The 23,621-nt window shown below is 61.4% G+C and carries 24 protein-coding genes; 2 read left to right on the plus strand and 22 right to left on the minus strand.

Features of this window, described 5'->3' with window-relative positions; translation table 11 throughout:
- Position 1: 1 nt before the first annotated feature.
- The 21 genes from CNX70_RS21845 to CNX70_RS21940 all read right to left on the minus strand — a co-directional run bounded on the left by CNX70_RS21845 (position 2) and on the right by CNX70_RS21940 (position 21,502).
- The gene (locus tag CNX70_RS21845; RefSeq protein ID WP_096237053.1) at positions 2-2,590 is read right to left on the minus strand and encodes a hypothetical protein; all 2,589 of its coding nucleotides are present in this window, start codon (positions 2,588-2,590) and stop codon (positions 2-4) included.
- Entirely contained in the window at positions 2,587-4,056 is a 1,470-nt protein-coding gene (locus CNX70_RS21850; RefSeq protein ID WP_096237055.1) for a hypothetical protein, read from the minus strand. Before CNX70_RS21850 ends, CNX70_RS21845 begins: the two co-directional genes overlap by 4 nt.
- Positions 4,053-9,230, minus strand: coding sequence for a tape measure protein (locus CNX70_RS21855; protein WP_096237057.1), 5,178 nt, complete (start codon positions 9,228-9,230; stop codon positions 4,053-4,055). The genes CNX70_RS21850 and CNX70_RS21855 overlap by 4 nt, the downstream gene beginning before the upstream one ends.
- A 66-nt stretch (positions 9,231-9,296) precedes the next feature.
- Positions 9,297-9,686 (minus strand): hypothetical protein, encoded by a 390-nt coding sequence (locus CNX70_RS21860; protein ID WP_096237059.1) that lies wholly within the window; start codon positions 9,684-9,686, stop codon positions 9,297-9,299.
- A gap of 35 nt (positions 9,687-9,721) precedes the next feature.
- Entirely contained in the window at positions 9,722-10,147 is a 426-nt protein-coding gene (locus tag CNX70_RS21865; protein WP_096237061.1) for a hypothetical protein, read from the minus strand.
- Between the two features lie 115 nt (positions 10,148-10,262).
- Positions 10,263-10,715, minus strand: a complete 453-nt coding sequence (locus CNX70_RS21870; RefSeq protein ID WP_096237062.1) for a hypothetical protein — start codon at positions 10,713-10,715, stop codon at positions 10,263-10,265.
- A gap of 81 nt (positions 10,716-10,796) precedes the next feature.
- A complete protein-coding gene (gene gp17, locus CNX70_RS21875) occupies positions 10,797-11,204 on the minus strand; it encodes a tail completion protein gp17 (protein WP_096237064.1) in 408 nt (135 codons plus the stop codon).
- Entirely contained in the window at positions 11,201-11,419 is a 219-nt protein-coding gene (locus tag CNX70_RS21880) for a hypothetical protein (RefSeq protein ID WP_096237066.1), read from the minus strand. The genes gp17 and CNX70_RS21880 overlap by 4 nt, the downstream gene beginning before the upstream one ends.
- A 7-nt stretch (positions 11,420-11,426) precedes the next feature.
- Positions 11,427-11,912 carry an HK97-gp10 family putative phage morphogenesis protein gene (locus CNX70_RS21885; RefSeq protein ID WP_157751220.1) on the minus strand — a complete coding sequence of 162 codons (486 nt, stop codon included), beginning with the start codon at positions 11,910-11,912 and terminating at the stop codon, positions 11,427-11,429.
- Positions 11,912-12,259 (minus strand): head-tail adaptor protein, encoded by a 348-nt coding sequence (locus CNX70_RS21890; protein WP_096237070.1) that lies wholly within the window; start codon positions 12,257-12,259, stop codon positions 11,912-11,914. The genes CNX70_RS21885 and CNX70_RS21890 overlap by 1 nt, the downstream gene beginning before the upstream one ends.
- Positions 12,259-12,600, minus strand: coding sequence for a head-tail connector protein (locus tag CNX70_RS21895; RefSeq protein ID WP_096237072.1), 342 nt, complete (start codon positions 12,598-12,600; stop codon positions 12,259-12,261). The genes CNX70_RS21890 and CNX70_RS21895 overlap by 1 nt, the downstream gene beginning before the upstream one ends.
- A gap of 3 nt (positions 12,601-12,603) precedes the next feature.
- A complete protein-coding gene (locus CNX70_RS28625) occupies positions 12,604-12,765 on the minus strand; it encodes a hypothetical protein (RefSeq protein ID WP_167389705.1) in 162 nt (53 codons plus the stop codon).
- A gap of 52 nt (positions 12,766-12,817) precedes the next feature.
- Positions 12,818-14,104, minus strand: a complete 1,287-nt coding sequence (locus CNX70_RS21900; protein WP_425269203.1) for a phage major capsid protein — start codon at positions 14,102-14,104, stop codon at positions 12,818-12,820.
- On the minus strand, positions 14,101-14,952 hold the full coding sequence (locus CNX70_RS21905; RefSeq protein WP_096237074.1) for a head maturation protease, ClpP-related: 852 nt from the start codon (positions 14,950-14,952) through the stop codon (positions 14,101-14,103). Before CNX70_RS21905 ends, CNX70_RS21900 begins: the two co-directional genes overlap by 4 nt.
- Entirely contained in the window at positions 14,930-16,243 is a 1,314-nt protein-coding gene (locus CNX70_RS21910) for a phage portal protein (RefSeq protein ID WP_096237076.1), read from the minus strand. Before CNX70_RS21910 ends, CNX70_RS21905 begins: the two co-directional genes overlap by 23 nt.
- Before the next feature lie 3 nt (positions 16,244-16,246).
- On the minus strand, positions 16,247-17,938 hold the full coding sequence (locus CNX70_RS21915; RefSeq protein WP_341865529.1) for a terminase large subunit: 1,692 nt from the start codon (positions 17,936-17,938) through the stop codon (positions 16,247-16,249).
- Entirely contained in the window at positions 17,935-18,348 is a 414-nt protein-coding gene (locus CNX70_RS21920) for a hypothetical protein (RefSeq protein ID WP_096237078.1), read from the minus strand. Before CNX70_RS21920 ends, CNX70_RS21915 begins: the two co-directional genes overlap by 4 nt.
- Positions 18,349-18,551: 203 nt before the next feature.
- The gene (locus CNX70_RS21925; protein WP_096237080.1) at positions 18,552-18,959 is read right to left on the minus strand and encodes an HNH endonuclease; all 408 of its coding nucleotides are present in this window, start codon (positions 18,957-18,959) and stop codon (positions 18,552-18,554) included.
- A gap of 316 nt (positions 18,960-19,275) precedes the next feature.
- Entirely contained in the window at positions 19,276-20,778 is a 1,503-nt protein-coding gene (locus tag CNX70_RS21930) for a hypothetical protein (RefSeq protein ID WP_096237082.1), read from the minus strand.
- Complete coding sequence (locus tag CNX70_RS21935) at positions 20,775-21,299, minus strand: hypothetical protein (protein ID WP_096237084.1); 525 nt, start codon at positions 21,297-21,299, stop codon at positions 20,775-20,777. The genes CNX70_RS21930 and CNX70_RS21935 overlap by 4 nt, the downstream gene beginning before the upstream one ends.
- Positions 21,296-21,502, minus strand: coding sequence for a hypothetical protein (locus CNX70_RS21940; RefSeq protein ID WP_096237086.1), 207 nt, complete (start codon positions 21,500-21,502; stop codon positions 21,296-21,298). Before CNX70_RS21940 ends, CNX70_RS21935 begins: the two co-directional genes overlap by 4 nt.
- Positions 21,503-21,703: 201 nt before the next feature.
- Here CNX70_RS21940 and CNX70_RS21945 point away from each other — a divergent pair, with 201 nt between their 5' ends.
- Both CNX70_RS21945 and CNX70_RS28400 read left to right on the plus strand, forming a co-directional pair.
- On the plus strand, positions 21,704-22,066 hold the full coding sequence (locus CNX70_RS21945; protein ID WP_096237088.1) for a DUF2513 domain-containing protein: 363 nt from the start codon (positions 21,704-21,706) through the stop codon (positions 22,064-22,066).
- Positions 22,067-22,715: 649 nt separating this feature from the next.
- On the plus strand, positions 22,716-22,919 hold the full coding sequence (locus CNX70_RS28400; protein WP_157751222.1) for a hypothetical protein: 204 nt from the start codon (positions 22,716-22,718) through the stop codon (positions 22,917-22,919).
- 194 nt (positions 22,920-23,113) lie between these two features.
- On the opposite strand, the gene CNX70_RS21950 is transcribed toward CNX70_RS28400, so the two are convergent.
- On the minus strand, positions 23,114-23,617 hold the full coding sequence (locus CNX70_RS21950) for a hypothetical protein (RefSeq protein ID WP_096237090.1): 504 nt from the start codon (positions 23,615-23,617) through the stop codon (positions 23,114-23,116).
- Positions 23,618-23,621 lie beyond the last annotated feature (4 nt).

Here is a 23,621-nt window from a genome sequence, read left to right on the forward strand (position 1 = left end):
GTCACTCCGTTGTAATAAGGGTCAGTCGCTGATAAAACGCATCGGGATCTTCTCCACCGCCACCAGGGCGAGGCGTCATGGTGATGTTCTGCTGGCTGATCGCCACCACTGCGCGGTAAGTGCGATTTTGCGTGCTGGCGGCCGTGTCGGTATAGGTAAATGAGCCGTCGATCGTCCGAGCGCATGTCGATGACGTATCCGGATCATTCGAATTGACAATGCTGGTCCCGCCGGTGAAGGTTGCGGTTTGCACCAATGCCTCGGCGCCGCTGCCAATGGTGCGATACAGCCAGATTGTCACCGTATTGCTGCCACTTCCGGCTGTATAGGTATGTCCCCGCGATGCCTTGTCGAAGCGCCAGGAAAGGCTGCACACCACGTTAATCGTGCCGCCGTTCGAGCCGAACGGTCCGCCGACCAGTTGTGCCGCAGGGTCAAACGACGGATTAGTGACGGCCGTCTTCAAAATACCCGCAGACAGGGAGCCGCCGAAATAGCCAGAACCGGATCGTTTCAGATAGAAAATGGCGTTGACGTCATTCTTGACGCCAGTACCTGCCCACATGGCATACACCGGATCATCCGGCCCCATTTCGACGCGAAAGCCAGTTCCAACACCTGAGACGACGTTGCCCGAAAAGGTAGCCCGTCCACCTTCTATTTTCAATCCTGGCATAGCCACAAAGCCATCACTGCGCATCTCAATATATTTCCCAAGGGAATAGTTCCCGAGTAACAAGCCTGCGGAACTCAAATGAAAGCCCTGGCCGTCGTTGCTCGGCCACGTATACGCATTGGTTGGATACCCCGCGCCGCCATGCAGCGTCGTTCCGTACAGGTCGCCAGCGACCACATTCCCCAGATTCGCGTTGATTGCCGCCAGGTTATCCACTGACAACGCTTTGGCCGCCACCGATCCATCCACCAGCAAATTGCCATTCAGCACCGTGCCCAGCACCAGCCATGCGCCATTATCAAAATACTTCGTCATCGCATGCGTGGCGTCGTATAGCGTGACCACGTCGCGGTTGATCGGGGCGCCATAGCCTGCATGGCCCAGCTCATACACGGCCGAGGCATCCGACCAGGTGGAATAGCCGGGCGCCGTGACCGTCACGGTACCGCGCTGGCCGGTGGCACCATCAGCTGCCAGGCGCGCCGCCGCCGACCATTCACTGGCCGGGATGTCATCGGTGGCACCGCGCGAGGCGGCCGTGGCGCCCGAGGTGAACAGGTAGGCGCCGCCCGCCGTCGGCACCTGCGTAGCCCAGCCGTTGTTCAGGCCGGCGAGCGCGCCCGTGGCAAAGGTGAACGTGCACGCCGCGCTCGGCAGCTCCGGCGCAATACTGGTCGCGCCGCGCTGGTAGATGCGCACAGGGGCCACGTTCAGGCCATCCACGCCATTTTCACCATCAGCCGCCATGCGCGTCGCCACCGCCCATTCACTGGCAGGGATATCATCGGTGGCGGCCTTCGACGCGGCTGCGGCGCCCGACGTGAACAAATAGGCGCCGCCCGCCGTCGGCACCTGCGTCGACCAGCCATTATTCAAGCCTGTGAGTACGCCCGTGGCAAAGGTGAGCGTGCAAGTAGCGCTTGGCAGCGCTGGCGCCACATTGACGGCGGCACGCTGATAAATACGCACGGGCGCCACGTTCACACCGTTCTGGCCAGGCGTGCCATCCTGGGCCAGCAGCACGGCAGCCGTCCATTCGTTGGCGGCAATGCCATCCGTGGCGCTGCGCGAACTGGCCGCTGCTACGCGCACGTACAGCGGTGCCGTGCCGGCCGGGATGGTCTTGGTCCAGCCATTGGCCAGATCGTTGCCGACCGGCGTGGTGATGGCTGCACTGGAGAACGTGTAGACCACATCGCCGGGCGAGTCGCCGGGCGCGGATGCCGCCCGCTTATAAGCGAAGGCCTGTGCCGTGTTCATGCCATCAGCACCGGTGGCGCCGTCCCTGGCCAGCTGCACGGCCGACGACCACTCGTTTGCGACAATATTGTCCGTGGCATTGCGCGAGCTGGCGGCGGCCACGCGCACGTACAGCGGCGCCGAGCCAGCCGGGATATTCTTCGACCAGCCATTGGCCAGGTCGTTGCCGGCCGGCGTGGTGATGGAGGCCGTGGCAAAGGTAAAGATCACGTCGCCCGGCGTATCGACCGGCAGCGCCGCCGCGCGCTTGTAGGCGAAGGCCTGACCCGTATTCAGCCCTGCCAGGCCGGTGTCGCCATTGATGCCGTCGAAGACCTTGCTAATCATGTAATTGGCGATGTAGTCGACGCCGAATTCGCGGATGCGTGCCTGCACCAGGGCCGTATCGTTGGTCATGTTGGCAAAATCGACCGTGGCCACGTTGCCGTTGACGGTCAGCTGCGTGCCGGCAGACACCGAAAACACGATATCACCCACCACGTTCACCGGCTTGGCGGTAATCGCAATCGAGCCGGGCGCGCCGGCGCCGGCGCTGTTCACACGAAACACAGGCGTGCTGCCAGCCAGCAAGATCGCCTTGCCGTCGGCCGTCGTGCTGAAGCGCTCCGCCGTCGCCTGCAGCAGCGTATCGCGCGCACCGCCGATGGCCGTCATACCAGCACCCCTACCGTCACGCGCCCGGCCAGCCATTGGTGCGACAGCAGCACCACCACACCAGGCACGCCGTCCTGCAGGCCGAAGCGGTCATCGCGCAGCACCACGGGCTGCCCCAGTTCCAGCATCATCATCTCAGGTTCTCCGTCAAATTCGTAAATCGTGCGTTGCACCTTGTTCAGGGCCAGGCGCCGCGCAGCTTCCGCCTGCGCGTCTGCGTTGGTCTTGAGGCAGGTGTCGATCTGCGGCGGGTCGTCCGTCAGGCGGTAGCGCGCGCGCACCGCCTCGTCGACCGCCGTTTCGGTCAACCACTCCGTGGCATACAGGTCGGCATGCGCCGGCGGGATGCTGGTGGTCAGGTTCGTCTGCACCGTCCAGTTTTTGTCAAAACCGATCTTGACGGCCGCCACCACGGGCAAGCGCTGCACCGGACGCAGGGAATCGAGCCGCATGTGTTCGGGGCCGATTTCCACCGGCACGCCGGCGGCCGGCAGCGCGATCTGCACCAGGCGCAGCTGGCCCGTGCGCGACATGATCGCCTGGGCGCCCACGCTGGCCGCCAGCTGCTGGATAGCCTGCGCCTGGTTCGTCCGGTCCGCAACGTACAGGCCCACCAACTGCGGGTGGGCGGCATCGAAGGCGGCCAGATTGGCCAGATCGAGATCGGCCAGGGTGAAGCGATCCGATGCCTTGCCGTAGGCGGTGGCGATGCGCCGCACCAGCGGGGCGATGCGCGGTGCATACCCGTCGCCCTTGTCGCCCTGCACGCTGACCGTGATCGCCATCGAGTACGGCGGAGTGGTCAGGTTGAAACGCCCGGCCTGGTCATTCAGGGCCACGGCAATCGGCTTGCCGTTGGTGCGCACCTCGAAACTCGACTCCACCGCGCCCAGGAAGCCATACTCCAGCGTGACCGGGTTGGTCAGCAATGGCGTGACGTTGTGGCATTCGCCGAACGGGATCGGCAAGGTGGCGTCCTTGTTGGGCGAGGTGCCGCCCAGCTTCGCCTCGGCAATCGGCGTGTCCAGCCGCTGCAGCTTGTCGCGCAACGACAGGTTGATCGATTCGCGCGCCGAACTGCCGATATCGGCGACGATGCCGTCAAAGATCAGCCGGAAGTCGCTGCGTGGCCAGGCCGGATCGCCGGACCAGGCCTTGATGGGGCGGTTGCGCCAGACGTCGGCGAGCCAGCCATCGAGCGCGCCATCTCCGTTGTCCAGTTCAACATCACCGCCCGACAGGCCAGCCTCGCCGGTCAGGCTGACCTGCTCGGTGAAGGCCAGCCCGCCAGTGGCCAGCGGCAAGTACTCGATGTTGGGCGGGACGTCGGCCGGGCCGGTGACATACGGCCAGGAGGAAATAAACCGCGTCACTTCGACGCCGCCCACATTCACCTGCACCTCGATCAGCACCATACGGATGGCCGACGGGCTTTGCAGCCATGCCAGAAACTGCGCGTCTGTCATTGCGAGTACTCCACTTGTTTCGCCCAGGCGGATGCCTTGGCGGATTTATCGACACCGGCCACAACCGTCTTGGCTGCCTTGTCGTTCGATTCGACGGTGGCCCTGATCGCCGCGCCGGTCTGATCCTTCTGCTCCGCGCGCAAACCCTTGACCTCTTCCCGCAGGCCCTTGATTTCCGCCACCAGCGCATCCGTGTTGCCGCCACCCTGACTTGGCGCGCCGCCGAAGTAACGGCGCATTACAGAGGCAGCTGGCGCATCCATCACCACTTCACCGCGGTGCAGCTCGGCTGCGTAACCGTCAAACGGCACGTTGGACAGGCCGCCGGCATGCGAGCCGTCGAACTTCACGCCCAGCCCCGTGGCCGTGCCCATCGCCGCATGCAGGTTGGCGATGGCTTGCGCCACCGTCAGCACGCTGTCGTTGATGGTGACCAGACCCGACACCTGGGCCTTGAGGGCATCCAGGCTGGCCTGCTGCACGTCGACCTGCACCGAGGCCCATTTCAGTGCCTCGTTGTTGGCCGCCAGCACGCGGGCGTAATCTGCCGCATAGCGGGCGTCCGAGGCGTTGACCACCTGCGAAGCCGTCAGGAAAGCCTGTTCGGCGGCAGACAGCCCGGACTGCGCCGTCGTGTCGCCGGCATTGGCCGCCGCCAGGGTCTTCTCGAACTGGGCCCGGGCCTCGGCATACTTCTGCTCCGGCGTCAGGATGGACTGGTTGCCCAGGGCCATGCTGGCGTTCAGGCCGTTGAGCGTGGTCACCCACGACTTCGACTTGTCCAGCGCCGTTTGAGCAGCTGCCGCCTCTCGGTCATAGGCCTTGCCCAGCGCATCCTTGGCCGATACCACGGCTTTGGCCGCCTGCACCTGGTCGAACAGCGCGCGGTTGACGGCGGCGATGCTGGAGCGCTGGATGGCCAGCAGTTCCGTTTCGCTTTTCGTCAATTCGTTCAGCTGCTTTTGCAGCTCCATGCGCTCGCTGGCGATCTCGCTGGCGGTCTTGACCACGGCCGCATAGTTGCCGGTCGCAGCGGCCAGCTGGTTGGTGTGGTCGGCTGCTGCCTTGAATGCAGGGGCCAAGGCGAGGAGCTTGATATACATTTCCTGCCCGCCCGTGCTGGCCAAGTCCAGGCCAAGCACCACGTCCTTGTACTGCTCCACCGATTTGACGCCGGACAGACCCAGCTTGCTCAGCGTATCGGCCACGGTCGACAGCACGGGCGCCATCTGCTCCGCTTCCGTCAGGAAGTTTTCAGCAAAGAAGCTGGTCCCGCTGGTGAGCGAGTCCAGGCTGCCTGCCAACTTGATCAGGTTCTCGCGCGCGCCAATGGTGGCCACGCCCACGGCTCCAAAGGCGTCTTGGGACGTACGGCCGATCAGCTGCAGCGCCGCGTCGACGCCAGCGTAATCACCGGCCACGCGCTGCAGGGTCGTGCTCAGGTCTTCGTTGCCGACCTTGAACTGACCGAGACTCGGGACCAGTTCCAGCGCAATCGCATTGCCCACACCCTCAAAAAACTTGGTGACGGCGCCCAACCTGTCCGCTTCTGTGGTGAGGCCAGTCAGGTTGATATTCAGCGCCTGGGCGCGCGTGGCCAGGCTGGCCGTGTCAACGCCGAGCGTATTGGCCAGCGTGGCTGAGACATTGCGGATGGCAGCGTATGTTTCCACGAACGCATTGGACGTCGTAGCATCGACGGCTTTGCGGTCCGTATCTTTCTTGTCGCTGCGAAACCAGCCCCCTTTCTGCGTCCACTTGGCGTATTCCTCACCTGTGAATCCGGAGCCAGATAGCGTCCCCGTAATGCCCGTTTCCCCGTATTTCTTGTCGCCCATGCCGAAGGCACGGTTTGCAATCCCACCGATAGCCCCGCCGATAGCGCCACCGATAGCAGCACCAAACGGGCCGCCGAAGATCGCGCCTGCCACGGTTCCGATGCCGGTGCCGACATTCACCGTTGCATTGCTACCGTACTGACCCGAAATTGCACGTCCACCCAGCACGCCAGCCGCAATACCTGCAGCCGCAGCTACGATGGGCGCAGCGGCGGCGCCGGCCGTCAGGGCCGAACCCGTGCCAGCCATGCCGGCCGAGCCGTATGCGGCAGATGCCGTGGCAGCCTGCGCGCCCGTCAGGCCCATGCCTGTTCCGAAAGCCGACACGGCAGATGAGCCGAAGAGATTGCCCAGGGTGGCGATACTGCCGCCGATGCCAGCGGCCACGCCGGAAAACCCCTGTGTGGCAATGGTGTAGGCCGTTTTCGCGCTCTGCGCCAGGCTGGAAATACCACCCATACCTCCGCCAGCCGCGCCACCGCTCAGGCCCAAGCCCTCGGCGGATGCGAGGCCAGCGGCACCTGCCCCGGACACCGACGCGCCAATGTTCAGGATCCATTTCTTGATCGTCATCTGGTACAGCAGATCCAGCAGGCCGTTTTTCAGGGTGTCGCGCAGGCGGTCGAAAGCCGACTTGCCCGAATCGAAGATGGACACGAACGTATCGTGTGCAGTCGTATCGATCGATTCCCACATCTTGCGGTTGGCTTCGATCTCGGGCTTGGCCAGCTGGTTGCTGTACCAGGTCGTATATTCTTCCTGCAGGCGTTTCTGTGCGTCCGTGCCGGCGCCAGCCAGGGCAATGCGCTCCTGCCACATGGCGGCGTCAATTTTCAGCAGCGCGGCAGCACGGTCCTTTTCGTTGAACAACGATTCAGCGGCGAAGCGGCGGTTCTCGTCGGCCAGCTGGGCGGCATAGCCCAGCGCCTTGGTCTGCGCCAGCGTGGCCTGCTCGACGCGCACGCGCGCAGCCGCTTCGTCCGTCAGGCGCTTGATCTCCTCGTCGGTGACGACCTTTCCGGCCAACTTCTCCTGCAGCAGGAATTTCTCCAGCGCTGTTTGCTCGCGCACTGCCACCATGGCCAGTTCGCGAGCATCGCTGGACTTGCCCATCATTTGGTATTCCGCCGCCAACGCCGCCGCGGAGTCCTGGCGCGCCAGCGTGCTTTCCTGAATGCGCGCGGATACGTCCTTTTCCGTGGCACGGGCCTTGGCGATCTTTTCCTCAGCTGCCAGCTCGTCCAACGCCGCGCGCGCCACAACCAGGTGCGCGTCGGCCAGTTTCAGCTTGCCTGTCTTGATTTCCTCTTCCAGCTTGATGCGCAGCTTCTGGCTCTCGGTCGCATCGACGTCGGTGGCATTCTCCAAGCGCCCGGCCTCGATCTTCTCGCGAATGCTGGCGATCAGGGTCACATAGGCCTGCTCCTCCTTTTTCAGTCCGGCCGCGCCACTCTTGTCGGCATACTTCAAATTAATGCGCCCCAGCATCTCAGCGTACTGCGCAGCATTCATGTTGCGCGATTTCAGGTCCGCGATCTCGGCGGCGCGCTGCTCCTCTCGGGTGGCGTAGATCTTTTTCCACTCGTTATAGGCCTCGTTTCCAGTGACCTTCGCAACATCGGCGGCACCTTTGGTGGCTTTCGCTTGCTTTTCCAGCAGTTCATTAATTTGCTTGGTCAGTTCGATACGCTTGAACAGAGCATCGTCATTGCTGATGCTGGCGAAGTCGCCGGTGCGGGCGTTCAATTCCCCCATTCGCTTGGAGGCCGCCTCCAGTTGCTTGATAATCGGCAGCTCCTTCTCGGCCTGCTGATTCGTCAGGCCCAAGTTTTTCAGCTGCAGCAGGTTTTCCTGCTTGTCGATTTGGGCATCCAGGGCTTTGATGATCCTGGCATGCGACTCTTCAAAAGATTCTGCCGCTTGTTCGTTGGCTTCTTTGGCCTTTTTTCCGAAAAGCTCCCACGCCAAAGCAGCGGCGCCAAGCAAAAGAATGATCGCGCCAATAGGTCCGCCGAGGAATGCGGTGGCAGCGCGCAGCGCGCCCATTGCGCGCGACAGGATGCCGGTTGCCGCAGCAAGACCCGTTTTTGCCGCAGTCTGCGCTACATCAGCTGCAGCAATTTGAGCACTGATTCTCGCCTGCTGCTGACCTAAAATCGCCAATTCCGCGAGCATGGCGACACGAGCCGCCTCAGCTACAGCTAACTCTGCAGTTGCGGTCCTGAGTACCATAAGCGCGTAGCTTTGAGCGCCCGCGGCAGACGCTGCGGCAATGGCGGATCGCGCTGCCTGGACATTCGCGTTGGCCTGGGCTAGGCGTGCCATCATTTCACCCCGAGCCTCTACGATCGCCAATTGCGTGACGGCAAGTTGCGCCACTTGCGCATCAGCACGCAGCACCTCTGACTGCATCGTCGCGAGGGTCGCTGCCTTCAGTGCAAGATGCGCCGTTACCTGCCCGTATGTCTTGACTGTCCATCCGGCCAGCCACGTGCCGATTTGATAGGCCATCAACGTTTTAAGGATAATGACAAGCGACGTCAGATTTTCAGACAGCAGCCGAATAGCACCAGTGATAAGCGCCACAGTTCCGTTCGCCTGCGCCTGCATGCCGAAAAACTCCAGCATTTCATTCTTAAGCACCGTGAAAGCACCAGAGATCGTCTGGATATTCTTGCTTTCCTCGCGCAACGATTCCAGCGCCTTCGGCAGCACCGTGGCCATGATGTTGGAAGTGATCAGCCCCTCGCCTGCCATCGCCTTGAGCGCCCCAACCGGCAAGCCCATGCCATCGGCCAGCGCCTTCATCAGGCGCGGCGCCGCCTCGTTCACCGCATTGAATTCCTCGCCGCGCAGCGTGCCGGAGGCGAATGCCTGCGACAACTGCAGCTGGGCCGATGCCGACTCAGTCGCCGTTGCGCCGCTCACGCGCAGCGCCAAGTTGACGGTCTCGGTAATGGCGGCCACTTGCTTTTGCGTTGTCCCGAGCTCGCGCGTGCCGTTGGCAATTCGGGCGTACAGCACCCCTGTGCTGGCCAGATCCTGCTGAGAGGTTTTCGCAATGCGTTTGACGGCGTCGTAGGACGCGGCATAGTCTGCGACCGACGTCGATGCCAGGCGCAGCTGTGCTGTGAATTTGGCGTATTCATCAGCCATCTTGATGATTTCGGCCAGGCCCGCACCGATACCGATGCCTGCCAGCGCCGTTTTCATGGCATTGGCGGCCGCGTTGATCCTGTCCTGGGTTTCCGTGACAGTACGGCGCGCCTGCGTCATATCAGCCTGCAACCGGGCAATATCCGCCCTCAAGCGAATTTCAAGATCACCGACGACCATCGCGTATCCAATACAAAAGCCGCCTCAAGGGCAGCAGACGAAAAAAAAGACCGCCACATGGACGGTCTATGCAAGAAACAACTCAAGGGCGCATGCTGCTGCGCGGTCGTGGCTGACGCGCACGGCAGCCGATCCACCCCAAGGCGGCTGGCAGTCGCACTGCGTGGCGCGGTGCGATTCGGCCAGGTAGTCGACGGACAAGCGGCGCAGTAGCCGCGCCTCCCACGGTTCGATCTCGAAACCGCGCGCGGCCTGCCAGGCGACCAGCTCGGCAAAGGTCACCGGGCCGGCGCCCATGCCGGCCGCCACGGTCGGGCCCAGCTCATACAGGTAGCCAATCAGGTATTCGCCCTGATCGACGGGCGGCATTTCGATTTCGCCGCCATCACGCTCGATACGCTCGCGGCGCGACAGCTTGGCGCTCTCGGCGCGCGCGCCGGCCGTAGGTTCCGGCACGGCGCCGAGCCAAGCGCTTTGCCGGACGAACAGGCTTAGCTGTTCGCCGACGGCTTCGTAAAATTTGCCCAGTCATTCAGGTGGGCGTTGAGCTGCGAGTTGACGAAGCCCAGTTCCAGGTCGGAATACACGGCCTTGTACAGCGCTTCGCCGGACAGTCCGTCGAGTTCGATGTTTTCGAAGGAGGCCGTGCAAGCTGCCAGCGTGTCGGCCGCCTCCTGGGTGCGCTCTTCGGCGGTCTGGTTGTCCTTGCCCTTTTTCCTCATGCGCGCCATCAGCGCATTGGTGTTGGCGGCGCTGGCCTTGGCGAATTGCTTCGAGCCCGGGCCGAACAGGGTGACGCGCATCGGACGGTTCAGGTCCGGCTTGCCGTCGACGCCATCGGCATACATCAGTTCGTCGCTGCCGTCTTTCAGGTGGACGACGGAGATGGTTGCGACTGCATATTTTTTGATCGACATGGTGGTTTCTTTCTTCGAGGGTAGGTAAATGCCCGTGCCAGGCCCGCCCGCCCCCTCGAGGGGCGAAGCGGACCAGGTCGGTGCTGGGGTGGCCTGTGGCCGTGATGGTTTCCGCTTACGCGGTGAGGGTGTCGCTCTGGCGCAGCAGAGTGAAAGCGCCCTTGACGGTGTCGTTGCTGCCGCCCAGGTTTTCGACAAACTTCATCACCTGGGCGGTGAAGTAGCGAATGCCGCCACCCTGTTTGACGACCTTGAACGCCGGAATGGTGTAGTCGTTGGCCGCCGCTTCGATCAGGATCTGGCCGGCGTCGTCTTCGACCCAGGCGCATTCCATTTCTGCATTTGGCAGCTTGTAGCTGCCTTTCTTTTCGCGGTCGTGCGCGTTGCTGACGGTCGACAGCGTCGAGGCGCTGTACTCGCGCCCCTTTACGCCGCCCACGTTGGTGATGTCGCCCACCTCGATCCAGGTGAGGGCCGCATAAGCCGCCACCGTATCAGCAGCGGGGCGGGCCGCGCAGACGTACAGCTTGGTGCCCGCAACTGTCTCGAAATCATTTTCGAATGCCATTTTGATACCTTTCATTAAAAAAGCCCGCACGCAGGATTGCGGTACGGGCGGGCTGGAAAACCTTGGAAACTGCTAATTCGCTTAATTCGCTTCGACGTAGACAACTTTGAAGTCGCGAGACTGCTGATAGACGCCAGCATCGTCGTCGGTCATATCCGGGCCGACGATGTCGCGCATCACACTGCGCACCTCAATCCCGGCCACGGTGCCGGTGTGCGTGCCAGGGCCCAGCTTGGCCGCCTGCAGCACAGCCTTCTGTTCTGGATAGGCGCTGGCGTGCACCGTGACCTGGATGCGCGCGGTGACCAGCACGGCGCGCTGGCCCAGCGATACGGTGGGCAGTTCAACCCGGCTGATCTCCGTCAGGCCAATGGCTGGCAGCGGCGTGCCCTGCGGCACAGTACCGGCCACGATCCGCGCCGCCGGCACCAGGGCCAGAATCGGCGCATGCGCGATCAGCAGCGCGCGGATGACTTTGATGGCGCTCATTTCTTGCTGCGCGCCTTGCCAGCGACCGCCTGGGCCGGCACTACCTCGGCAGTGCCGGCTACTACTTCGACGGCCTCGCTGCGGCGGAAATAGGCGGCGGCGCGGCGCCGCCCGCGGGCGGCGTCGGTCATGGTGTATTCAGCGCCGGCCTGCAGTTCGATCACGGTCACGCCGTCGGTCGAGCCAGGCACGGTCTTGAGCATCTTGATTTTCATGGTGGTCCTAATCGGTTTCAGCCGCAGGCACGTTGATGCCCTCGGCGGTCAGGCGCTTGCGGATCTGCGCGCCCACGGCGGCGATGGCGGCGTCCGGCTTGGTGTCGAACGCCGGGCGAATGAAGGGGTGCGCCTTGGCGCCAGGGTGGTCCACCACCATGGCGCGGGTCTGGCCAATGACCAGGGCGCCCTTCTTTTTCGGCACGATCTTGTGCGGCTTGGTGCCGAACTCGACCATGTGGCCATACCAGGCGCGCTTGTTGCCAACGCGCACGGATGCTGTCACGCGGCCGCTCTTTGCCTTCGTGACCACGCGCACGCTGCGGCGCAGCTCACCACTGTCGACCGGGATGTTTTCACGTACCTCCGCCTTGAACACGTTGGCGCCCTGGCGCAGGGCCGAGCGCATGATGTTGCGCTCGATCTTGGCCGGCAGGGACTTGAGGAAGTCGTCCAGCGCCTTGCCGCCGGTGATGTTGCGGTCGTCTGCCATTATTGCCCCTGGGTTGAATACTGCTCGATGGTCATTTCCAGCCATTTCCGGCGGCCGATCTCGGCCGGGCCACCAACGATCTGGAAAACCACATCGGTGTCGCCATGCAGCGTGATGCGCATGTCGGAGGTGATGCCACGCAAGTAGCGCATGCGCAGGCGCGCCGGGCGCGTGGCCACAGCTAGACCGTCTTGAACCGTTTCCGACTTGCTGGGCAAGGCATCCTGCACCTGGGCCGGAACGCGCGCGGCGAACGGCGCCCAGCCGCCAGGCTGCGGTCCATATTCGCCTTCGATCATGCCCGGGCGCTCGATGGTGACGCGCCGATCCAGTTGGCCGGCGCGCATCAGACGCCATTCCCGATGCGGTGCGGGCGCAGCAGCTCTTTAGAGCTCAGCGGCAACCGCGCCACTGACACGGCCAGCACGCTGTCCTCGCGGTTCTCGTACATGTCGCCGAAGATTTTCAACATGCCGAGCTTGATATCATCCTCGATTACCATCGGAAACTCGCCGGCGGTACCGGCCACGATGGCCGCATCCATGGCGGCAATGTCGGCGAACACCTGGCGGTTCAGGTAGACCAGCGCGGCGCGCTCAGCGGCCGAAAGGATCAGGTCGATCACAGCGTCCTCATCGTTGCCTACGATGCGCTGGTAGCCCTTGGCCAGTTCAGGTGTCAAGAACATGGATTACTTTTCCTTTTTCTTCGACTCGACCGGTTCAGGCACTTCGAGCACTTCCAGGCTCAGCGCCGCATCGACCAGCTCGGGCGGGCATTCCTCGCCCGGCTGGAACGTTTCGGGATAGATTTCGCCGTCGCGCACGCCACGGAACTCTTTGCTGAAAATCATGGTGATTCCTTTCAAAGGTCGCACCGGGGCTGGTAGACCCGGTGCTGGTGGTTTAGGCTGCGACCGTCAAGGCCTTGAGCACGTCGGGGTTCATCAGGCCGCCGCCGACGCGCTTGGTGGTGTAGAAGTGCACGTACGGCTTGTTGGTAAACGGGTCGCGCAGCACGCGTACGCCGGTGCGGTCGACGATCATGTAGCCGCGCTTGAAGTCGCCAAACACGATCGGTTTGGAGTTGGCGGCGACGTCGGGCATGCCCGCCATCTCGGCAATGCCATAACCCAACACAGTCGCGGGGGCGCCCGCTTCGAAAGACGGCTGCCACAGGTAATTGCCCTGGCCGTCTTTCAATTTGCGGATGGCAGCCTGCGTGTTGCGGTTCATCGCCGCACGTGCATTGGCCGTATACTCGCCCGGCAAGGCATACACTAGGTCGATCAGGCCGTCGGCGGTCAGCGTCGACGCCGCACCGCTCTTGACGGTCTTGATGTCACCCCAGGGGTGGGCCGCCGCGTTGGCGCCGCCGGTGATGTAGGTCAGCAAGCCGTTCGGTTTGTTGGTGCCATTGCCGGTCAGGAAGGCAACACCTTCCTGGATCGAAAACTCGGTTTCGACTTCCGACGCCAGCCATGCTTCCAGGTTCACAGCGGAATCATCCAGCATCTGCTGTGTAGCGGCCGGGTTCGCGTACAGCTCGCCCGTGTTGTAGGCCAGGCTGCCCAGCGTCGGTCCGTTGGTTTCAGGACGTGACGCCGTTTCGCCCACCCAACCAGAATTCGTGCCGCGGTTGTTGAACAGCTTGCTGAAACCATTGGTGCTGATGTCCTGGATGAAGCACAGGGCGCGCATCGGCGACACTACCAGCAGGCGGTCGGTGATGGTGCGATCCCATTCGACCGGCGCCAGATAGCCGCCTTCGCTGGCCGTGCCTTTGTTCAGCGATGCCTGCACTTCGCCTTTCTTGAAGTGAGCGCTGAAGGCTTCAGTGTATTCCTTGTCCTTCAACTGATTTGCGCCGCCATTCATGGCTGCCGCAACCATGCGCTCATTGGCCGCATCAACCGACGCTTGCAGCTGGGCAATATCCGCATTGATGTTGTCGACCTTCAGCGCCTGCAAGGCATCAGCATTGCCCTTTTTGATGTCTGCCAGTTGCTGGGTATGCTCTTCCTTGAACGCGTGAAATGCCTTGTTCAGGTCGGTGATCAGCGTATTGACGTCGCCGTCGGCGCGCACGATGACGATGCCACGCGGGATGGGTTGGCCACCTTGGCAGGCGTGCGCCGCCAGCGCGCTGGCGATCATGGCCGTGGCGATGCTGGTCATCATTACTTTTTTCATTTTGTGCCTTTCAGATTGTTGATCAGGGTTTGCAGTGACGCTGCTACTTCTTTGGTGCCAGCGCTCGGCGTGGCGATTTTTCCAGCAGCGCCCGGCATGCCAGAAAACAGGGACTTGATGGCTTCGCGGCGCACCGAGCGGGAATGCCCCGCCCGGGCCATGGCCGCTTCCACCATCGCAAGATATTTCGTGTCGGCGCTGGCCTCGGGATCGTGGCCCATCTGCTCGCGCGCCAGGATTCCGCTGGCAAAGCCTTGCTCGACGGCTTGGGCTGCGCCCAGCCAGCTTTCCTTGTCCATCATGGAGGCCGCTTCGGCCGCGCTCAGCCCGGAACGGGCGGCGTAAACCGAGGCCATGGCCGCATCGAACGGCGCCAGCTGCTCGGATGCCTTGATCATGTCGTGGCGGTTGCCGATCGCCATTGCCCATGCGTTATGGATCATCAGGAAGGCGCCGTCGCCCATCAGGATCTCGTCACCGGCCATGGCGATCACGGAGGCGGCCGAGGCGGCGATGCCCATCACCTTGACGGTCACCTTGGCCTTGTGCTCGCGCAGCAGGTTATAGATGGCCACGCCCTGGAAGAAGTCGCCGCCAGGCGAATTGACGTTCACCGTCACGTCGCGCGCGCCGATATTGCGCAGTGCGGCCGAAATGCGCTTGGCGGTCACGCCCTCGCCGTCATACGACTCGCCGATGCGGTCATAGATCGAAATGCTGGTGCCGTTGTCGTCAGCAGCGGCACGAATGCCCGGCTCCCAGCGTTCCAGCGCATCAGGGCGCATGTCGAACTGGATGGCGCTCAGACCTTGCGCGGCATTGATCTTAGGTAGTTGCAACAGGCTCATTGGCTTTCTTTCCTTGATTGGCGGGCGCACGCAGCTCATCGGCGCCCTTGTCGGTGGATCGCGCCAGGTCTTGCAGCTCGCGCACTTCGTTTTGCGTCATCCATGGCGCGTGGCCACCGGAGCCCAGCGCCTTGGTAAAGAATTCGGCCTGGTCCTTCAGGGTGCCGCGCAGCAGCGCGCGCTCGTTGAACTTGGCGCGCAGCTTCTTGTTGTCGTCCTTCGACAGCAGCGTGCGCTCGATGCCCTGCTCCCAGATGGTGAACCAGTGCTGCAGCGAGAACTGGATAAACAGGATGGCCAGCTGCTCGATACCGCTGCCCCAGGACGTATCGTCCATCATCAGCAGCGGGCGCGGCACGCCCATGGCGCGGGCAATTTCTTCGATCTGGTGATTCCGGTTTTCGATGTGCTGAGCATCGGCGGCCGTATTGGCCCATTGTTCAGCCTTCAAGCCCTCTTCGAGGATCATCCACTTGCCAGCGTTTTCCGCGCCGGTCTTGTCGGTGATCGAATCCTGCAAGCGCCCGAAGGCCTTGTCAGTGAGCGCGTTGGGCGCTGACAGCGCGCCGCCGGCCATGACGCCGTTCTTGAACAGGCGCGCGGCGGCCTTCTCGGCCTGCTGCGCGATGCCGAGAGCTTCATGGGCCAAGCGTACACGCGACAGGCCCGTCACGCCGTCTTCCGACAGGTCGCGCAGGTGGAATACTTCTTCCGCTGGCAGCGGGATCTGGTGTCCATCCTTGCGGGTGAACTTGTAGACCATGTTCCAGCTGTCGTCCAGCTCCGCCGTCACCCGCTTCGGGCACATTGGGATCAGTCGCAGCACCTGACCGCGCGACCAGATCACGCGCGCATAGGCGTTGCCATGCATCATGACGCGCATCTGCATCAGCGCCTTGAATTCGTAGGTGGTCTGCCAGCCGTTCGGTTTGGCCTTCAAAATGTCGTATAGCGGATGCTCGGTGGCATAGCGTTTTTCGTCGCCGCGCTCGACCAGGTTGAGCGGCAGCATGCCGATCGATTCCGAGATCAGCGTGACGCAGCGCAGCAGGGCCATGTTTTGCAGCGCCTTCGACGCGTTGACGTAAGCGCCCGAGGCGGTTTCGCCACCTGTGCGCATGAAGGCCAGCAGGTCGGGGTCATCCAGGCCGGCAAACAGCTGGCCAGTCGATGCCTGGACTTTCGGCGCAGCCGGCGCTGCCGCGACCGGCGCCGGTTCGACTTCGTGATCGGCCGGGCGTGACTGTGCCTCCGGCGCTGCTGCTGGCCGGAAGAAATCTAAAAAGCTCATAGGTTATACGGTCCTTATGCCGCGCGATTCGTACACCGAATTCCCCTTGCCCACAGGGTTCAGTGCCATCAGCGAGACTGCGTTGAAAAGTGCCATCAGCGGGTCGATCTTGGCCTTGCCCGATGCGGCTTTGGTCACAAGGATGGCATTGCCTTTATCCTCAATGCGCGCATTACCGACGCACCAATTCATAATCGGCCGACCGGAGTGCACCAGCGTCTTCGCTGCCACCTGACGCTCGGTCGACTTGATGGCGCCGTTCAGCGAATAGCCTTGGCGGATCGAGATAATCTGCTCCATCGTAATGCCGCGATCCGAGCTCACCAACTCCGTTACGATGTCGATGATCCCGGCGGCATCCACGCCGATGGCCATCTTCTCCGGCAAAAGGCCAGCGTCGTTTAGCTGGCATACGTAGTCGGCCACCTGTATGACATCGTCGCCTGGCATCCTTACTATCGTCAGGTCACCCTGATTTGCAAAGTCGAGCAGCGCCGGCGCAATTTCCTTCCGGCGCTCGAGCGCGATCTCGTGAGCCCAAGCATGGAACCAGGCCATCAGGCGCCCCGTTCCGCGCTCGCGCCCGGTTACAGTCAGGCCAAGCAGATCGTCAAGTCCGCCACCGTCAATTCCCACTGTTGCCACGTCGCAGCGCTCGATCAGTTCTTCCAGAGTAAAGACAGGAATCGCGGCAGCTTCCCAGAAATCGGCACCGGCCCAGCGATCAGATCGCAGGTTGAGTCCGATTTCCACATTCAGGTGCTTGGCCAGGAACCCCTTGAATTCCTGCTCGCCCCCCTCTTTGGCCTGGGCGTGCAGTTGAGTGATTCGCTCGATATCAACCGATGCCCCCCAGTTCGGATTCGTGATGTAAGCGTTCTCCAGGTTCCGGTACGCACCGCTCTCGATCATCGTGCGCGGGAATTCGTATATCAGCGGTAGAAATTTCCGGTCCACCACCACGCCGTCGCGCACTTTGCGAGCGTAATCCAGCTTCGATTTGAACACGCCTGCTGGCGGCTCCGCCGACTGAGTGGTCGCGTAGATCACGAAGCCCTCGGGGCGCGAGGCAAGACCGCCTGTGGCTTCCAACAGCATATTTGAGGCCTTGGCCTGTTTTCCGAATTCGTGCAGTTCATCCACAAACACGAAGCTGGCTTTTTTGCCGCTGACGGTGTCGCTGTCAGCAGCTACCACCTTCAACGTGGCGCCAGTTTCCAAATGGGTGATCATTCGCCAATATGGCTGCACCTTGAGCATCCCCGAAAGTTCATCGCTGGCGTTGATGAAATCCTGAATCGGCTTGAAACTGTTGTCCGCAATTTCCTTGGTTGGACTGAGGAGTAGTAATTCCGCGGACTGGCGCCAGTTCATCAGCAGTGCAGTGAGCATGATGCCGGCGGCAATCGTGCTTTTTGCGTTCTTCTTACTGACCATTAGAAAATATTCATTGATCAGTCGGCGGCCGTCTTCCGGGTTCTCGGCCCCAAATACCGTCATCACCAGGTCACGCAACCATGGCAGCGACGCATCCCCGAGTAGAGGCTGCCCGATCACATCTACCAACCGGAAATCACTGCACCGACTCCAAGCGTCTTCGGCCACCTCGGGGAACAGCGGAGGGCAGACGATTAGCGATTCGCGCGCAACGATGCGACGCTCCCAATCGGGACATGCTGTTGTCCATTCCATCATTTATTCGAAACCGCTAGGCGGGGCCCTTGGCGAACTGCATTTTTACCACTACTGGCCGCAGCACGCGCACGCGCCCCAGCCTCATCTTTCTTGCTGACCTCGCCTTTTTTCGCATGTGTGTATTGCACCGCCGCGATCGCTGCCCGCACCTGGGTAGTGCTTGCATCGACACGTCCCAATGCGATGTCCTGCAGTAACTGGAGCATGTCCCTCTCAGATATCTCGACCGGCTCGGTCTTTGACCGTTTGAGCGCACCGCCACGTTCCTGAGGCTCAAGCTCGGTAGTCGCGCCATGAGTTTTGCCGTTTGCTGATTCGCCAGGAGGGCTCTTGGGCTTTCGGCCAGCACCGGGCCGGGCACCTCCCGCATTGGGGCGGGCGCCGCCGCTCTTTCCTTTGACGCCTGCCATTTGCTGAATTCCTTTTTTTCAAAACCGGGGATTTTTTTGCGCGTGGGAGAGGACGCGGTCTAGGTCGGCGAGGGGTCGAGGACTTTTCGCCCCCCTCCCCTGATATTGCTTTTTTGAAATGTTTCTTTTGACGCATGTTGTTATTTTGCAACATATGAAATATTTCCATTTTGAAATATTTCTTGATGTTGCTTTGGTGCCATCTATTCGCCGCGCCGTTGGGCCGCCTCTTCGCGCTGCTTGTCCGCGCTGTGGTGGGTCCCGCAAAGCGACTGCCAGTTGGCCTTGTTCCAGAACAGCGCTTGGTCGCCTCGATGCGGCTCGATGTGATCGACCACGGACGCCATGGGCACAGCCAAGCCCACGTCTGCACAGTGCAAAATGGCCGTGCTGGGCACCATGCCACGAATGGCGGCATAGAGCGGATCACGCAGGCAATACACGCAAAACGGGTGGCTGCGCAAATAGCCGACACGGGCCTTCTGCCAGGCGTAGCCGTAGCCGCGCTTGGTGCTGCTGGCAGTAGACGAGCGCCACGAGCCTGCGGCCAGCACTGGGACGCTGCCAGGCAGAACTGCAAGGCGAGACTTCAGGGTAGTGAGGCGCACCATCAGATGGCTACCGGCTTGAACGTCAAGCCCTTGCGAATCCAGTAGTCGACTCGATCCATGTTCGGCTCAACGTCGAGTAGGAGAGACAGTGCGCGGACTGTGTTCAGATAGGGGAAAAGCCACCATGCTACGCGAATCTCGATACGCCCCACGGTGACGCTCACTCTTGGACACCCAGACTGGCACAGCGCACGTCTGCTGCGGCGATGCTGGCGTAGGATTCGGCGTCAGGCAGGCCTTCGCCAGTTTCGGTTGTGAGCATGTGGATCCTGATTGTGGAATGCCGCCGTGCGACAGCGTTGTTTGACCAGATGGGTTATGCCCAAGGGGGCATGCCGCAAAAGGCGCGGATATCACGGGCAATGAGCTTGTACTGATTGGTGCTTGGATGGTTCTGGTTAGCCGGGGCGCCAAGCGCTGCGCCATCGAGCGAAGCCGGCATACTTGCCGCATTCCCCCATAGCCAACGCTTCCCTGGCCAGTGCATTTCCGGCGGGTCAATTACCGCGTCGATCCCGCCTGCAACTCCAACCTGACCAAGCAGCCAATCGCGGTAAAGCGTTTCGACCTTCTGTCCTTCGCCATACTCAGTTCCAGGCGTCTGGTTTATGTCGGTGATGTAGCCGTCGGTAGACACCGTGCTTGGCGGCTTGCTCAGCACAAATAGTTTGATCGTAGGATTAATGGCACGCAGGTCGGCATACAGTCCGCGCAGATTGGTCTGGATACCGGCGTATTTGGCAACATCGCTTGTGGCGTCGGCAGAGCCGAGATCATTGCCGCCTGGGCTAAGCTCCAAATTTGTCATCCATGCAACAGTACAATAGCTGCGTTTATTGGAGCCAGTCATGTCATCTAGCCCGTTGCCCGAAGCCGCCACTACCAGACCGGCGTAGGGGTTGCTCACGCCATCTTTGTCAAAGGTCGCGCGCATCATTCCGCGCCCGCTGTTCATTGGCGCCGACCATGTAGTATCGGTTGCGCCATGCTCCATCGATGCGCCGAAGAGGCCCAAAACAATGATGCCAGCCTCGTTGACGAATTCCCCCAGCAAGATCGGGTCGAAGCCTGTCGCTTCCGCAAAGAGTGTGCCAACCGCGCCAGTGCGGGTCAGCGTGATGGGGCCGGTAGCATACACATCTGGAATCGCGTTGACGGAATCGGGTTTGAAGCGAAATGACGCGCCGCTCGTGTCCTGGCTCATTAAGCGAGTAATGCCGTAATGTACCGTGCGATCAGCGCGGATCATGCGCCCCCGCTTCCATACTTTGTCGCCACGATTCAGGTGATCCTTGCCAAACGCGGCAAGCAACTGTGCTGGCGTGATTGGATCAGACAAAACGCCAGCTACAGGCTGCGGCTGTCCGATGATAGTGGTCATCTCGCCTTCGAGCACCTGACGCGTCTCGACGCCGCCGTAAGTAAATTTGGCGGTGGCGCCATTGAACTCCAGAGCGGAGCTGTGAATCTGGAAGGCCCCCAGCGGCTCGTCGCCGTTATTGCCGTTACCCCACGTCGGCCAGAAGAGGCGCAAGTTGCGCGCATCGCCGCTGCCGATGAATGTGGGCTGGCGGAAAATACTTTCTGGGGTATCGGTGCCGGCCGGAATCGGATTGCTGACGGGGCCGATGATGCCACCCAGCCAGCGCTGGTTGGTTCCCACGTTGAGCAACCGTGCTGTGCCGGGCATGACCAGCACATTCCGATAAGCCCCGCCAACCTTCGCAAAACAACCGGCCACGGCAGAGCATACGCCGTTTTTCTTGCGCTGCATGCCGACGATGCCCGCGTACGCGCCAGTGTTTTTGGTCTTTATCATGCTGTCTGGATATAAATGGTGCCGTCGGGGCGGCCGTCATTGTTGTTTGGTGCGGCGCTGGATACGACGATCATCGGCGCCATTGCCGCAGCAGCATTCACTGCAGCATCCACACGTCCCGCAGAGCACGTCACCAGGAAGCGTTGCAGGCCGGCATAAGGCCCGATCTGCGCTAACGCACCAGTGCCGATGGCCCACGATTGCAGTGAATTCGTGCCACCCAGCACAGGATCAAGGCGGTAGATGACACCAGCCGTTCCGGCCGAGCCGCTGATATTCAGGACCTGCCCCTCGGGCAGCAGCACGGGCGCTTGCTCGGCGGCGCGTAACGTCAGTGAGCCAACAGCGATCTGTGCCGCCTGCAAACGTAGACCCGGACGAGGAATAAAGTATTCGAACCCGCCAGTTAGATTGGCTGACGCTTGGCCCGACGCGATCATGCCCGCTTCGGTGCTTGCTTCGAATGTGGCGATAGCGCCTGCAGGGCGTTGGGCGTATGGTTTCAGTAGACGGACGGTCATGGGTTTCTTTCAGTTGGAAGTGCTTGCGGCACCAGGGCGGCGGTGGCACTCGCCGACAGTCCGGCCACGCCATAGCCGTTGGCGCGCAGGATTTCCTTGGCGCGCTCAGCATCTACCACATGCTCGACGATCAGGCCGAGTGTCTTGCCGTCGGTCTCGCCAACAGCGCGGATGATCATGTCGCGATAGTGGCGCGAGTTCATCGAGCACCTCAAATAAAAAGGCCGCTGGCGCACAGTTGCGGTCAGCGGCTAAAGCCCAGGGAAAGGCGTGGAGAACTGAAGTAGACGGCTACTCACCAGATGCGTGAGCATTGGTGACATTTCAAATTGTCAATTTCGCTACAATGAGACGCGCCGATTGCTTTCCGGCTCCGTGCGCATCCATCAACTACGAAAGAAAAAATGAAACGAGACTTCGACCTTATCCGAATAATTCTGCTGGAGTTTGAAGCGCGACCGCCCAGCAACATCCCATTGAAATTCACGCATGCGGACTACGACCCAGAAATCATTAATGCTCACATGACCCTCCTCATTGAGGCGGGACTCTTGGATGGTACGGTGCATAGTGGGATGAACAGTCCGAAGCACGCATTCCCGATCGGCCTGACCTGGGAGGGCCATGATTTTATTGACTCAATCAAGGACCCAACTTTATGGGAAAAGGCGAAGAAGAATGTGATCGCACCATTCGGCGGCGTCGCCTTCGGCGTCCTCAAGGAGTGGGCGGTAACGGAGGCGAAGACGCGTTTAGGGCTGCCGTAAGTTCCTCGGAGCAGTTGAAATAAATCATCGCGGCGCTATTCATGGCGCACTTCCCTTCCGGGTCGTTCGTCAGATCTGCGCACCGGTAACGTGCGCGTGCACATGTTCGCCATGACTCTACCAGCGCGCGCAGTGCATCATTCTGGCTGGCCGGCAGGGCTTGGCGCAGCGCCGCCAGTGACGCTGGGTCTATCATGCGTACGTCGAGCGGAGCATCCAGGCGGCCAACGCAGCCGGCGTGCTCGGCGCCGACACCCTCATCACTTTCAACAGCGTTTTGCATGACAGACCTTTCGGGTTACGGTTGTTCTGGCTTGCGGCCCGGTGCCTTGGTCTACTCGGCCAAGCATGCGATAAAACTGGATCGGGCGACGGGAATCGAATCTGCATCGCCGGCTTGGAAGGCCCGCGCTCTACCATTGAGCTACGCCTGCAATGACCGCACGGTTGGCTGCTGGAGGTTGAGCGATTTCAGGTCTCGGCCTGAATTTGTCGCAACAGGTATAAATGTGATCGTTGGTAGCACTACTAAGACAAAAACAACGAAATGAAAAAAATAAAGCGCACAGCGCCAATCACAAAACAGTCGTGACGCTATCGTGGAATCACCGCGCCGATTGGAGCGGCAACCAAACTGGGCAAAAAAAAAATGAACAACTTATCGACGGCAGCAAAAGAAATTCAATCAACGCGAACCATCTTCGACCCCAACAACCCTATCCACGCTGAGCTAATCCAGGGAGAACTGGTAAAACAGATGCCACGCGGAACAACGATGGCAAATTATCGCGGCCAACCTGTAGACCTACTTGTACTGACGACAAAAGGGCTGCAACTGATTGGCGTCAAATAATGCAAAAGCCCCGCGACCGTTAGGCAGAGGGGCTTTCATTTGGGCGCGACAAGTCATCAACGGTCTCGGCTTCAGGTTTGCCGCTGCCCTGCACGGCGCTGGGCCGGCTTGAATTATGCGCGCCGGGTGATTCGTAAGACGCGCAGTGCATCAATTATATACCTGTGTTTACGACCAGTGGTGATATTTCCGCTTCAGAACTCCATTTCCTCAGCCAGGCGCTTTATGGTCTGCCCAGCTGCATGCTTGCACATCGCATGCAGCGCCTCAACCATATCCTCCACCAGGTGCAGCAGCTTGTGCTGGACCTGCACCGCGCGCGTGCCGGTGCCAGCGCAGGCCTTGCAGCTGACGTCCGACAACACCGTCGCCTGGCCGCGCACCGGCTCATAGCAGCGGCCAGTGCAAGCCGGGCACACATCGTTCAGCCAGTGATCGAGCGACAGCTTCGCCACCTTGGCCGGGCTGACATCGGCTGGCCATGTGCGGTGCGCCGCCTTCGTCTTCACGATCTCGCGCCAGGCGTCGAGTAGCGAGGCGTAGCTGGTGGCGTCGCCGGCATACTTCACGCGAAACAGCTTGGTGCCCAGGTCGCGGCACAGCGCTGCTGCAGCCAACACCTCGGTGCTGTGGTGGTGGGCGTCGTCGCGCAGGTTTGATGAGCCGATGGCGCGGGTGTATTTCTGGATTACGTTCATTTAT

It is taken from the genome of Janthinobacterium svalbardense, assembly GCF_002327145.1.
GTDB lineage: Bacteria > Pseudomonadota > Gammaproteobacteria > Burkholderiales > Burkholderiaceae_D > Janthinobacterium > Janthinobacterium tructae.